Below are 12,595 nucleotides of genomic sequence, written 5' to 3'. Positions count from 1 at the left end.
GATCACGTCGCGACATCCCGCGGGCGGAGCTCCATTCCGATCAGCGCTGGAGGGCTCGCGAGATGCCACGGGCCGCGGTCACCACGGCAGCGGCCAGGGCCTGCGGGTGGCTGTCGTCGGCCCGTACCACCAGCGACAGCGCTGCGATGACGGTGTTACCGGGGTCGCGGACCGGTGCGGCGACGGACAGGGCGTCGAGGGTCACCTGCCGGTCGCTGATCGCGAGGCCGGTCCGCCGGACCTCGGCGAGCGTGCGCCGCAGCAGGGCCGGATCGCCGATGGTCTTCTCGGTGAAGGTGGCCAGCGGCGCGGCGAGGTAGCGCTCCTGCACGTCGGGCGGCGCGTACGCGAGCAGGACCAGCCCGACGCCGGTCGCGTGGGCGGGAAACCGCCCGCCGACGCGGCTGCGCACGCCGACGGCGGTGCGTCCGAAGATGCGCTCGACGTACACGACCTCCAGCCCGTCGAGCACGGCGAGCTGGACGTTCTCGTGCGTCGCCTCGTAGAGGTCCTCCAGGAACGGCATGGCGACCTCGCGCAGCCCCAGGCTGCGGGGTGCGAGTGCGGCGACCTCCCACAGCCGCAGCCCGATCCGGTAGCGCCCGTCGTCGCCGCGCTCCAGCGCGCCCCAGGTGGTCAGTTCGCCGACGAGCCGGTGCGCGGTGGCCAGCGGCAGCCCGGACCGGCGGGCGATCTCCGTGAGCGTCAGGTGAGGGCTGGTCACCGCGAACGATTCGAGCACCCGCAGCACCCGGCTGGTGACCGACTCGGGTGCGGCCGTCATGGCGTGCTACCTCTCGTGCTCTCTTGATCTTCCACCGCGAGGGGACGCGCGTTGCCGGTCGCCGACACGTCGGTGCGCGTACCCAGGTAGCCGTTCGTCTGTCCCCACCGCGTGCGCTGCTTCACCGCGATGGCCGACCCACTGCCCATCGGTGCACGTCCATCGGGACTGACCCTGCCTGTCAAACCGGGTCAACCCCAGGGTATTCCTGCGACCCTGCCACGCCACAAGTGATCGAGCAAGCCCTCATGCCTTTTCCAGCACGATCAAGTGGTACTCCAGCCAACGCCGCGACAATGCAGCCTGCAGCGCTGAGCCGCCAATCATGTTGGCCCAGAAGGGCATCTCAACAAGACGGTCGCGAAGCCGTGGAACTACGACTGTGGCGTCCACAGCCAGCCTGATCACGTGGTCGCGTGGCCGACCGAGGCGCAAATATGAGGTGAGGTCCAGGTCCTCGACCAAGCGCAAGCCAGCGCGCTCAGACATGGCGACTAGCTCGGCCACGGTATGCAAACTTCCGACGCGCCACCCGGCGCGGAACTGGTCGAGACAGCGCTCGCGAGCGGCGAGCCCGCGATCCTTGTCGGTCAGCCAGTCGTCGCACAGGATAAGGCGGCCTCCGGAGCGCAGCCGATCCGCCAGGGAGGGGAGCAGGTTCTCCAGCGACGGCGAGTGAACGACCGCCTCTACGGCGACCATGGCGTCGTAGTGTGGTTCCACGGGTAGTTCGGCGAAATCGGCACAGATCACCTGGCAGCGGTCGGTCAGTCCTTCCCGGGCGAGCCGTTTCGCTGCGATCTCGGCCTGCACTCGGCTGATGGTCACCCCGAAACGAACCCGCCGGACGATGCGGCAGATCGGCCCGCTGTTCCGGGTGTCGCACTCCGCAGCGCACCGGATCATCGACACCCTCGCGCCGCTGCTGGCTCTGACGCCTGTACAGAAGCGGCCTCCGCCGAAACGATCACGAGGAGGCACATGTGCCCTCCCGCGACCTCGTCCGGTTGCGGTTGCGGTTGGCAGGCTCAATCCCATGGCAGGCCGACGTAGTTCTCCGCCAGCGAGGTGGCCGCCGCGCTGGAGCTGACCACGTACTCAAGCTGGGAGAGCTGCAGGCGCTGGGCGAAGACGTCGTCGTCGGGGAACCGGTGCAGCATCGAGGTCATCCACCAGGAGAAGTGCTGCACCCGCCAGACCCGGCGCAGGCAGGTGGCGGAGTACGACGCGAGCAGCGTCTCGTCGCCGCCGTCGTACCAGGCTGCCAGCGCGGTCGCCAGCACGTACACGTCGTGGATGGCGAGATTGAGGCCTTTCGCGCCGGTCGGCGGGACGATGTGGGCGGCGTCGCCGGCGAGGAACAGCCGACCGTGCTGCATCGGCTCGCAGACGAAGCTGCGCATCGGCGTGATCGACTTTTCCAGGATCGGGCCCTGCTTCAGTGACCACCCGTCGTGCGCCAGGCGGATCTGGAGCTCGTCCCAGATCCGCTCGTCGGGCCAGTTCGTGAGCTGCTCCTGGGGCTCGACCTGGAGGTACAGGCGACTGATCTCGGGCGAGCGCAGGCTGTGCAACGCGAATCCGCGGTCGTGGTGGGCGTAGATCAATTCGTCGGTCGACGGGGCAACGTCCGCGAGGATCCCCAGCCATGCGAAGGGGTACTCGCGTTCGTGGATCCGTCGACCGGCCGGTGGGATGGTCTCGCGGCACACCCCGTGGAACCCGTCGCAGCCGGCGACGATGTCGCAGGCGAGTTCGACCGTACGCCCGTCGTGGGTGAAAGTGATGCGGGGAGTCGCCGATTCGATGCCGGACACGGCGACGTCGGCGGCGTCGAAGTAGATCTGGCCGCCGGCCGCCAGGCGTGCCTCGGTCAGGTCATGGACCACCTTCTGCTGTCCGTAGATGGTGATCGCCCGTCCGCCGGTCAGTTCACTCATCGGGATGCGGTGCGTGTGCCCGTCGAACAGCAGCTCGATGCCCTGGTGCACCAGGGCATCGACGGCCAGCCGCTGCCCGCATCCGGTCTGGTGGAGCAGGTCGACGGTGCTTTGTTCGAGGACTCCGGCGCGGACCCGCTTCTCGACGTACTCCCGGCTGCGCTTCTCGACGATCACGGAATCGATGCCGTGCAGGTGCAGCAGATGGGACAACATCAAGCCGGCGGGCCCGGCGCCCACGATCCCGACCTTGGTACGCATGTCCGTCTCCCTCGGTGTGGTTGGCCGACAGCCTGCCTGTTGCCGGCGGCCCACGGCAGTAGAGTCTTCCGTTCAGCGGAAAGGCAGGCTGAAGGGAGTGAACGGGTGGCTGGACAGAGCGTCGCCGCGCGCGCCCTTGCGGTGCTCGCCGCGTTCGACGCTGCCCACGCCCGGCTCACCCTCTCTGACCTGGCTCGTCGTACCGGCCTGCCGTTGACGACGGTGCATCGGCTCACCCGGGAGTTGGAAGCGTGGCGGGCGCTGGAACGCGACGCCGACGGCCTGTACCGCATCGGGCTGCGGCTGTGGGAGATCGGCCTGCTGGCGCCGGTGGCCAGTCGGCTTCGCGAGGTGGCGGTGCCGTTCATGCAGGATCTGTACGAGGCGACTCGGGAGAACGTGCACCTGGCGGTGCGGGATGGCTTCGATGTTCTCTACGTCGAGAAGCTCACCGGCCACCGCTCGGTGCCGATCGTTTCGCGTACCGGGGGCCGGTTGCCGATGCATGCCACCGGGGTCGGCAAGGCGTTGCTCGCTTTCGGCGGCGAGGCGTTCATCGAGCACTACTGTCAGCGCCCGCTTGAACGTCCCACCCGGTACACCATTGCCGAACGTGGCCGGCTGCTTCGTGAGTTGGCCGTGACGCGGGAACGCGGCTACGCCACCACCAGCGAAGAGATGACCCTGGGGTCGTACTCGATCGCCGTGCCGATCTTCGATGAGTCCGCCGCCGTCGCGGCGGCACTCGGTGTCGTCGTCCGCAGCGTACGGGCCGACCCGGCCAAGCTGGTGTCCCCGCTGCGTACCGCCGCCCGCGGCATCGAGCGACGCCTGGCCGAGTGCGCCGGTGACCCGTACCCGAGCCTCATCCACGACGTGCCCTTCGCCCGGCGACCGCCGCGGGAAAGTAGTTGATCAGACGGGCTGTATCCGGACGTACCGACCGGCCACCCGCAGGTCCTGCTCGATGCGAGCCGTCGCCGTGCGCAACTTGGGCAGGAACTCCGCTCGCGCCTGGTCGGTGGTGCCTCGGCCGGCATGCGTCGAGACGTTGATGGCGGCCACGACCTGACCGGTGCGGTCGTGGATGGGAACCGCAATGGACCGCAGCCCCTCTTCCAGCTCCTCGTCGACGAGCGCGTAGCCGTTCAGCGCGGTCTGGTCGAGAATGGCGGACAGCCGCTTCGGGTCGGTGACCGTGTGCCGCGTCAGTGGTTCGAGCCTCATACGAGCCAGCCGCGTCGCGCGCTCGGCCGGTGGCAGACCGGCCAGCAGCACCCGGCCCATCGAGGTGGCGTACGCCGGAAAGCGGGTGCCCGTCGTGATGGTGACGCTCATGATGCGCACGGTCGGGACTCGCGCCACGTACTGGATGTCATCTCCGGACAGAATCGCCATCGAGGCGGACTCGTGCACCTGTCCCGCCAGCGAGACGAGATGTGGCTGGGCGATCGCGGGCAGGGCCACCGTGGACAGCTGCGCGAAGCCGAGCTCAAGCACACGCGGCGTGAGCCGGTAGTGCCGACCCGAGGATGCGGCGTAGCCCTCGTGTTCGAGGGTGATGAGTGCCCGCCGTGCGGTGGCGCGGGCCAGGCCGGTCGCCTCGGCGACGTCGGTGAGCGTCGGTTCGGTGAGCGTCTCGTCGAAGGCGGTGACGACGGCCAGCCCTCGGGCGAAGGACTCGACGAAGTGCCGTCCCAGCTCCTGTTTTGGCGAATGCCTCGAAGCTGCGGATCGGGCGCCGGGCCGGGCGTTCGCCCGCGGCCGGGCGGGCGGGACACTCCCGGCCAGTGCTCGTTTCATGGTGGCGACGGTCTCACGCAGCTGTGGCAGCACATCCTTGCGCAGGGAGGCGGTGCTGTGCCGGCTGGTGTGGCTGACCACGCTCACCGCGCACACCGATCCGGTCCGCACGTCGGGCACCGGCATGGCCAGGGCGATGAGCCCGGGCTCGATGAGCTGGTCGTCGAGGGCCCAGCCGTGCTCGCGAGCGGCCGCCGCCCGGCGCTCGAAGGTCGACGGATTGTCGCCGGGCGCGTACGGCAGGGGTGCGAAGCCGGTGCCGCCCGCGTCGGTCTCATATCGGTGCCGCCATCGCTGCCAGTCGTCGGCGTTCCAGCCGGCGGCGAAGATGGCCCCGGCAGCGACTCGCTCGGCGGGCAACAGGTCACCGATGCGGAAGGTGAGCGACATCGCGCGGCGCCGCGTCGCCTGGTGGACGAAGCGGACCCCGTCTGCGTCCGGGACGGCGATGGAGACCGACTCGTCGAGGGCGTCGGCCAGGTGGTCGGCCAACGGCCCGAGCAGGTCGGGTAGTCGGGAGGCCGCCAGGTAGGCGTTGCCGAGCTCCATCAGCCGGGGCGTGAACACCGCATCCCGGTCTTCGATCTGCAGATAGCCGAGCGCCGTCACCGTGCTGAGTACCCGGTCGACCGTGGATCGCGCCAGCCCGGTGACTCGCACCAGGTCGCTCACGGATCGCCGGCCGCCGGACGCCGCGATCGCCCGCAGGAGGGCGATACCCCGGATCAGGGGCGTCACGACCTCCGGTGGCTGGGGCGGCGGCGGGTCGGTGACAGTTGGCATACGGACTCCTTGGCGAACGAAGCTCACCGGCTCCAGGCGTTGACAAGCCCGGTCATCCGGACACAGACTCAGGCACCCGGAATTGTGAACTATAGTTCACCAGGCGAACAAGAGGGTGCAAGACGTGGGCTCGGGAATCGACAAGGTCATCGGCACGGCGTCCGAGGCCGTGGCCGACTTCCATGACGGCGCGTCGATCGCGGTCGGCGGGTTCGGCCTCAGCGGCGTACCGACCACGCTGATCACGGCCGTCTACGACGCGGGCTTCTCCGGTCTGCGGATCGTGTCCAACAACTGCGGTGCGATGGACACGGGCCTGTCCGTCCTGCTCTCGGCGGGCCGCATCGCCCGCGTCACCGGCAGCTACATCGGCGCCAACAAGGAGTTCGCCCGCCAGTACCTGGCCGGCGAGATAGAGCTGGAACTCATCCCGCAGGGCACGCTCGCCGAGCGGCTTCGTGCCGGCGGCTGCGGCATCCCGGCGTTCTACACCCCGGCCGGTGTCGGCACCCAGGTGGCCGAGGGCGGACTGCCGTGGCGTTATGACGGCAAGGGGACAGCGGCGGTGGTGTCCCCGCCCAAGGAGACCCGCGAGTTCGACGGCGTGGAATACGTACTGGAGCGCGCGATCACGACCGACTTCGCGCTCGTCCGAGCGGCCAAGGGCGACCGGCACGGCAACCTTGTCTTCGCCAAATCCGCCCGCAACTTCAATCCGCTGGCCGCCATGGCGGCCAAGATCGCCGTCGCCGAGGTCGAGGAGCTGGTCGAGCCGGGCGATCTCGACCCGGACCAGGTGCACCTGCCCGGCGTCTTCGTGCAGCGGGTGGTGCCGCTGACCCGGGAGCAGGCCGCCGACAAGAAGATCGAAAAGGTCACCGTCACCCCCAGGAAGGGGCACGACTGATGGCTTGGAACCGCGACCAGATGGCCGCCCGCGCAGCTCGCGAACTCCGCGACGGCGAGTACGTCAACCTGGGCATCGGCCTGCCCACCCTGATTCCCAACCACCTTCCCGACGGGGTTCACGTCATCCTCGCGTCGGAGAACGGCATCCTCGGAACCGGCCCCTTCCCGTACGCCGACGAGGTCGACCCCGATCTGATCAACGCCGGCAAGGAGACCGTCACGGTGCTGCCCGGCGCCTCCTTCTTCGACTCGGCGCTGTCCTTCGGGATGATCCGCGGTGGCCACATCGACGCGGCGGTCCTCGGCGCGATGCAGGTCTCCGCACGCGGCGACCTCGCCAACTGGGCCATTCCCGGACAGCTGGTCACCGGCATCGGCGGTGCGATGGACCTCGTCCACGGGGCCCGGCGTGTCATCGTGATCATGACGCACACCGCCAAGGACGGCAGCCCGAAGATCGTCGAGGAGTGCACCCTGCCGCTCACCGGAAAGGCATGCGTCGACCGGATCATCACCGACCTTGGCGTGCTCGATGTGACCGCGGACGGCTTGCTCCTGGTGGAGACGGCACCCGGGGTAACCGTCGCCGAGATCGAGGCGAGGACCGCCGCCGAGCTCCGGATCGCCGGGGACATCGCCCGATGAGCCGGCACGTCCGCGACGTCTACATCGTCGACGCCGTCCGCAGCCCGATCGGCAGATACCACGGCGGGCTGTCGGCGGTCCGCCCCGACGACCTGGCCGCGCACACCATCCGGGAACTGCTGGCCCGCACCCCGGACCTGGATCCCGCGCGCATCGACGATGTTGTTTTCGGCAACGCCAACGGCGCCGGTGAGGAGAACCGTAACGTCGGCCGGATGGCCGCCCTCCTGGCGGGACTCCCGGTGACCGTACCGGGAGTCACCGTCAACCGGCTGTGCGCCTCCGGGCTGGAAGCCGTCATCCAGGCCGCCCGGGCGATCGCGCTCGGCGACGCGTCCATCGTGGTGGCCGGCGGTGTCGAGTCGATGACCCGCGCGCCCTACGTCCTGCCCAAGAACGACATCCCCTTCCCGGCCGGGCACGCGCAGCTGTACTCCACCACGTTGGGCTGGCGCCTGGTCAACCCGAGGATGAACCCCCAGTGGACGGTTGCACTCGGTGAGTCCGCCGAGCTCATCGCCGAGAAGCACAAGATCACCCGCGAGCGGCAGGACGAGTTCGCCCTGGCCTCTCATCGCAAGGCCATCCAGGCATGGCAGGACGGGCGGTACGACGCGGAAGTCATCCCCGTTGCCGTGCCTCAGCGCAAGGGCGAGCCGATCCTCGTGGACCGGGACGAGAGTATCCGCCCCGACGCCTCCCGCGCAGCCATGGCGAAACTGAAGCCGTCCTTCCGCGAAAAGAACGGCACAGTTACGGCGGGCAACTCGTCTCCCCTCAACGATGGCGCCGCGGCGCTGCTGCTCGCCGACGCCGACGGTCTGGCGGCCATCGGGCGCGACCCACTGGCGCGCGTGCGGGCGACCGGCGTGTCCGCGACCGAGCCGCAGTACTTCGGACTCGCTCCGGTGGAGGCGGTGCACCGAACGCTGCGCAAGGCGGGCAAGACCTTTGCTGACCTGACCGTGCTGGAGCTCAACGAGGCCTTCGCCGCTCAGGTCCTCGGCTGCCTCGCCGAATGGCCCGACACCGATCCGGCGATCCTCAACCCCCGAGGCGGCGCCATCGCCCTCGGCCATCCGCTCGGCGCCTCCGGCGCCCGCCTCGCCGGGGCGGTCGCCCACCAACTGGCCACCGCCGGGTCCGGCATCGGCGTCGCAACCCTCTGCGTCGGCGTCGGCCAGGGCCTCGCCCTCGTACTGGAAAGGTAGGAACAGGCCCATGCCACTCACTCAGGCAGACATCAGCGCCGAGATCAGCCAGGCCCGCGAGGCGTACCTCAAGGCAGTGGCCGCCGGCGACCCGGTCCGCGACCATCCCGCCCGCGACTACGCCCCCTACCGCAGCAGCGTGCTTCGCCACCCGAAGCAGCCGCTGGTCAGCGTCGGCGACCCCGAGGCCGTCGAACTGTCCGGGCCGGTCTTCGGCGTAACCGACGTCACCGCCCTCGATCACGACCTGACCCGCCAGCATGTCGGCGAGCCCCACGGCGAGCGCATCACCGTCACCGGGCGAGTCCTCGACCGCGCCGGCCGGCCTGTCCGGGGCCAGCTCGTCGAAATCTGGCAGGCCAATGCCTCCGGTCGGTACGCGCACCAGCGCGACGACCACGCGGCCCCGCTCGACCCCAACTTCACCGGCGTCGGCCGTTGCCTGACCAACGACGATGGCGAGTACCAGTTCGTGACCATCAAACCGGGCGCGTACCCGTGGCGCAATCACGTCAACGCCTGGCGTCCCGCGCACATCCACTTCTCGCTGTTCGGCACCGCCTTCACCCAACGGCTCGTCACCCAGATGTACTTTCCCGGGGATCCGCTGCTCCCGTACGACCCGATCGTGCAGTCGGTGACGGATGACGCGGCGCGCCAGCGCCTCGTCGCCACCTACGACCACGGCCTGTCCCGTCCCGAATGGTCGCTCGGTTACCGCTGGGACATCGTCCTCGACGGCCCCGCCGCCACCTGGATCGAGGAGGGCCGCTGATGTCGCTTTCACCCACGCCCTCGCAGACGGTGGGCCCGTTCTACGGGTACGCCCTGCCCTTTCCCGACGGGGAGAACGTCGCCCCGGCCGGCCACCCGGAGATGATCACCGTGCACGGTGTCGTCCATGACGGTGCCGGAGCACCGGTTCCGGACGCCCTGCTCGAGTTCTGGCAACCCGGCGTGGACGGATCCCGGAGGGGCGTTGCCGGCTCCCTTCGCCGGGATCCGGTCACCGGCGGGTTCCTCGGCCGCAACGGGCTGGACTTCACCGGCTTCGGCCGGGTCGCCACCGACGCGGACGGACACTACACGCTGCGGACCCTGCCACCGGTCGGCGTCGGTTACCTGTCGGTGACCGTCTTCGCCCGTGGCCTCATGCGTCAGCTACACACCCGGGCGTACTTGCGTGAGCAGACCGACATCGCCGCCGATCCTCTGCTTTCCTCGCTCGCCCCCGGCCGGCAGGCAACACTGCTGACGACCCGGGAGCAGGACAAGATCCACCGCTTCGACATCCGGCTACAGGAGGATGGCGTGCATGAGGAGACGGTCTTCCTTGAGTTTCCCTGATCCGGCGACGTCTCCTTGTCCGGCGGCCGACGTGGGGTTGCTGTCGCCGGGATGGGCCGGCTCCGCGGGCGAGGCGGCGACCGGCGACACGGCCTACGTCAGGGCGATGCTCGACGCCGAGGCCGCGCTGACCCGTGCCCAGGCGGCGCTCGGGCTCACCCCCGCCGCTGCGGCCGACGCTGTCGACGCGGCCGTCGCCGACCTGTCCCGCTACGACGCCCGGGGTCTGGCCCTGCGTGCCCGTGCGACCGGCAACCCGGTGGTCCCGCTCGTCGCGGACCTCACGGCGGTGGTGGCCGAGCACGATCCGGCCGCGGCGCCGTACGTGCACCGTGGCGCCACCAGCCAGGACATCTGGGACACCGCCACCATGCTGGTCGCGTTCCGCGCCCTCGAATCCGCGCTCGCCGACCTCCACCGGGCCGCAGCGGTGCTGACCCGCCTCGCCGAGGAGCATCGCGACACCGTGATGCCCGGGCGGACCCTCACCCAGCACGCCGTGCCCACGACGTTCGGCCTCAAGGCCGCGGGCTGGCGCCATCTCGTCCTCGCCGCGCACCACCGCCTCGCCGCGGTGCGGGCGGTGCTGCCCGTCCAACTCGGTGGGGCGGCGGGCACGCTCGCTGCCTTCCACGCGTACGCCGAGGCGGACGGACATTCGGTGCCAGACAATCTCGGCCCACGGCTGCTCGGCGCGTACGCGAGGGAAACCGGACTGGCCGAGCCGATCCTGCCCTGGCACACACTGCGTACGCCGATCGCCGACCTCACGGGTGCTTTGGCGCTCACCGTGGGAGCGCTCGGCAAGGTGGCCGCGGATGTTCTCGCGCTGTCGCGGACCGAGATCGGTGAGGTGACCGAGGGCCGTGGCGGTGGTTCTTCCACCATGCCACACAAGGCGAACCCGGTCCGCTCGGTGCTCGTCGCCGTCGCAGCCCGGCAGGTTCCGGCCTTGGCATCGGTGCTGTATGGATCGCTCGCCGCGGAGGACGAGCGCCCGCCGAGCGCCTGGCACGCCGAGTGGCAGGCGCTGCGCGAGGCCCTGCGCCTGGTCTGTGGCGCCGCCCGCGACACCGCCGAGATGGTGGCGCGACTGAGTGTCGATCCTGGCCGCATGCGCGAGAACCTCGACGCCACGCATGGACTGATCGCGACAGAGCGCCTGGTCGCGGCCTTCGGCCCGTTGATCGGCCGTGACCGGGCCAACGAGGTACTCACCCGCGCGGCGCGCTACGCGGCGGAGAAGCGCGTCAGCCTGTACGACGCCCTCGACATCGAGCCTTCCATCGCCGGCGCTGTGTCCGGCGAGCAGCTGCGTGCGCTCACCGACCCCGCTCGCTACCTGGGTTCGGCCGGCGTCCTCGTGGACCGGGCGTTGTCCAGGCGTTCCCCTTTCCTCGAGGACAGCAGCTCATGACCCGCGTTCACCACCACATCACCGGGCCCGGCAGCGCCCCCGCGCTGATCCTCGGCCCGTCGCTCGGCACCTCGTTGGCCGTGTGGGACCCCCAGGTGGCTGCCCTTGCCGCCACCCACCGCGTCGTTCGCTGGGACCTGCCCGGTCACGGTGGTTCGCCCGCCGATCTCATCAGCGCCAAGGCCACCGTCGCCGACCTCGGCCGCCTCGTCCTCGACCTCGCCGACGAGCTGGGCGTCGAGCGTTTCGCGTACGCCGGAATCTCCCTCGGCGGCGCCGTCGGCGTCTGGCTTGCTGCCCACCAGCCGCAGCGGCTCGAGAAGCTGGCGGTCGTCTGTTCCTCCGCGCACTTCGGCGATCCCCGAGACTGGCACGACCGCGCGGCCCTGGTGAGAGCGAACAGAAGCACGGGCCCGATTGCCGACAGCGCCGGGACGCGTTGGTTCACACCTGCCTTCCAGAACCACCCCATCGCGAAAGCGCTGGCCGACGACTTGCGGGCGGCCGACCCTGACGCGTATGCCGCCTGCTGTGATGCGCTCGCCTCCTACGACGCCCGCCCCGACCTTTCCCGCATCACCGCGGCCACCCTCGTCGTAGCCGGCCGGAACGATCCGGCTACCCCGGTCGCGCACGCCCGTGAGCTCGCCGACGGCATCTCGGATGCGTGCCTGACCGAGGTGGCCCACGCCGCCCACCTGGCCAACGTCGAGCAGCCCCAGGCCGTGCTCGCTGCCCTGACCGGTCACTTCGCGGCAGACCTTCCGGAGCGAGCCGGCGGGGGAGACTCCCACGCCGGCCCACCGTTTTCACTCTCGGCGCGAGCCGGGGCCGACGACGCCGCCCGGCACGCCGCCGGCATGACCGTGCGCCGGGCCGTGCTGGGCGACGCGCACGTCGACCGGGCAATCGCCCAGACGACCCCCTTCACGGCCGTCTTCCAGGATTTCATCACCCGGTACGCCTGGGGGGAGGTGTGGACGCGCCCGGGCCTGAGCCGCAAGACCCGCAGCTGCATCACGCTCACCGCGCTGGTGGCCCACGGACACCACGAGGAGCTGGCGATGCACGTGCGGGCGGCGCTGCGCAACGGTCTCACTCCAGCCGAGATCCGGGAGGTTCTGCTCCAGAGCGCGATCTACTGTGGTGTGCCCGCCGCCAACGCCGCCTTTGCCATCGCGAACCGCACCATCACCGAAGAGGCCATCGTGGACGACGAGGATAGCGGTCAGCCCCGGTGAGGGTGAGTGCGTCGGAATCACGCGACGGTATGTGGGCGGCGACGGGGCCCCAGTTCGGGCCCTTCCTGGATGACGACCACGAGGTCCGCAAAGTCCACACATGGGCGGCGCAAGCATCGCCGGCCGGGTCTACGGTTGGGCCAAGGCCCTCAACGCCCTGATCCTCGCCCGGATCACCATCCAACAACCTCGATCACACCACAGGGCCCGGGTACGGTTATCGATGGTCGGAAGGTGTAGGCGTCGGCCGGGCG

At 70.1% G+C, this 12,595-nt stretch carries 12 protein-coding genes and 1 pseudogene; 9 read left to right on the top strand and 4 right to left on the bottom strand.

From position 1 onward, the window contains the following. Window positions 1–40: 40 nt before the first annotated feature. Window positions 41–784 (bottom strand): IclR family transcriptional regulator, encoded by a 744-nt coding sequence (locus E1166_RS15030; RefSeq protein WP_132339423.1) that lies wholly within the window; start codon window positions 782–784, stop codon window positions 41–43. 246 nt (window positions 785–1,030) lie between these two features. Next, window positions 1,031–1,597 (bottom strand): methyltransferase domain-containing protein, encoded by a 567-nt coding sequence (locus tag E1166_RS15025; protein WP_165944341.1) that lies wholly within the window; start codon window positions 1,595–1,597, stop codon window positions 1,031–1,033. 22 nt (window positions 1,598–1,619) lie between these two features. On the opposite strand from E1166_RS15025, the pseudogene E1166_RS32000 reads away from it, so the two are divergent. Beyond that, window positions 1,620–1,718: pseudogene (locus E1166_RS32000) on the top strand (transposase family protein); the annotation flags it as partial. Window positions 1,719–1,812: 94 nt separating this feature from the next. Here the strand turns inward: E1166_RS32000 and pobA are convergent. Beyond that, on the bottom strand, window positions 1,813–2,985 hold the full coding sequence (pobA, locus tag E1166_RS15020) for a 4-hydroxybenzoate 3-monooxygenase (protein ID WP_132339419.1): 1,173 nt from the start codon (window positions 2,983–2,985) through the stop codon (window positions 1,813–1,815). A gap of 105 nt (window positions 2,986–3,090) precedes the next feature. On the opposite strand from pobA, the gene E1166_RS15015 reads away from it, so the two are divergent. Then, the gene (locus E1166_RS15015) at window positions 3,091–3,900 is read left to right on the top strand and encodes an IclR family transcriptional regulator (protein WP_243710359.1); all 810 of its coding nucleotides are present in this window, start codon (window positions 3,091–3,093) and stop codon (window positions 3,898–3,900) included. Here the strand turns inward: E1166_RS15015 and E1166_RS15010 are convergent, their stop codons facing one another. Beyond that, on the bottom strand, window positions 3,901–5,571 hold the full coding sequence (locus E1166_RS15010) for an IclR family transcriptional regulator C-terminal domain-containing protein (RefSeq protein WP_132339414.1): 1,671 nt from the start codon (window positions 5,569–5,571) through the stop codon (window positions 3,901–3,903). It lies immediately after the preceding gene. 136 nt (window positions 5,572–5,707) lie between these two features. Here E1166_RS15010 and E1166_RS15005 point away from each other — a divergent pair, with 136 nt between their 5' ends. From E1166_RS15005 to pcaC, 7 genes are read left to right on the top strand one after another with little or no spacing between them, the layout of a single operon-like run. Next, window positions 5,708–6,478 carry a CoA transferase subunit A gene (locus E1166_RS15005; protein ID WP_132339454.1) on the top strand — a complete coding sequence of 257 codons (771 nt, stop codon included), beginning with the start codon at window positions 5,708–5,710 and terminating at the stop codon, window positions 6,476–6,478. Beyond that, window positions 6,478–7,125: a CoA transferase subunit B gene (locus tag E1166_RS15000; protein WP_132339412.1), complete on the top strand. Its 648-nt coding sequence runs from the start codon at window positions 6,478–6,480 to the stop codon at window positions 7,123–7,125. The genes E1166_RS15005 and E1166_RS15000 overlap by 1 nt, the downstream gene beginning before the upstream one ends. Continuing rightward, window positions 7,122–8,336, top strand: a complete 1,215-nt coding sequence (locus E1166_RS14995; RefSeq protein ID WP_132339410.1) for an acetyl-CoA C-acyltransferase — start codon at window positions 7,122–7,124, stop codon at window positions 8,334–8,336. The genes E1166_RS15000 and E1166_RS14995 overlap by 4 nt, the downstream gene beginning before the upstream one ends. 10 nt (window positions 8,337–8,346) lie before the next feature. Further along, entirely contained in the window at window positions 8,347–9,111 is a 765-nt protein-coding gene (gene pcaH, locus E1166_RS14990; protein ID WP_132339407.1) for a protocatechuate 3,4-dioxygenase subunit beta, read from the top strand. After that, on the top strand, window positions 9,111–9,683 hold the full coding sequence (gene pcaG / locus E1166_RS14985) for a protocatechuate 3,4-dioxygenase subunit alpha (RefSeq protein ID WP_132339405.1): 573 nt from the start codon (window positions 9,111–9,113) through the stop codon (window positions 9,681–9,683). Before pcaH ends, pcaG begins: the two co-directional genes overlap by 1 nt. Further along, window positions 9,670–11,100, top strand: a complete 1,431-nt coding sequence (gene pcaB, locus E1166_RS14980) for a 3-carboxy-cis,cis-muconate cycloisomerase (RefSeq protein WP_243710357.1) — start codon at window positions 9,670–9,672, stop codon at window positions 11,098–11,100. Before pcaG ends, pcaB begins: the two co-directional genes overlap by 14 nt. Beyond that, window positions 11,097–12,341: a 4-carboxymuconolactone decarboxylase gene (gene pcaC, locus E1166_RS14975; protein WP_132339401.1), complete on the top strand. Its 1,245-nt coding sequence runs from the start codon at window positions 11,097–11,099 to the stop codon at window positions 12,339–12,341. The genes pcaB and pcaC overlap by 4 nt, the downstream gene beginning before the upstream one ends. The last annotated feature ends 254 nt before the right edge of the window (window positions 12,342–12,595 follow it).

This window comes from Micromonospora sp. KC213 (genome assembly GCF_004348325.1).
GTDB lineage: Bacteria > Actinomycetota > Actinomycetes > Mycobacteriales > Micromonosporaceae > Micromonospora.
The sequence above is the reverse complement of the archived record's forward strand: the minus strand, read 5'-3'. Positions and strand labels throughout refer to the sequence as shown.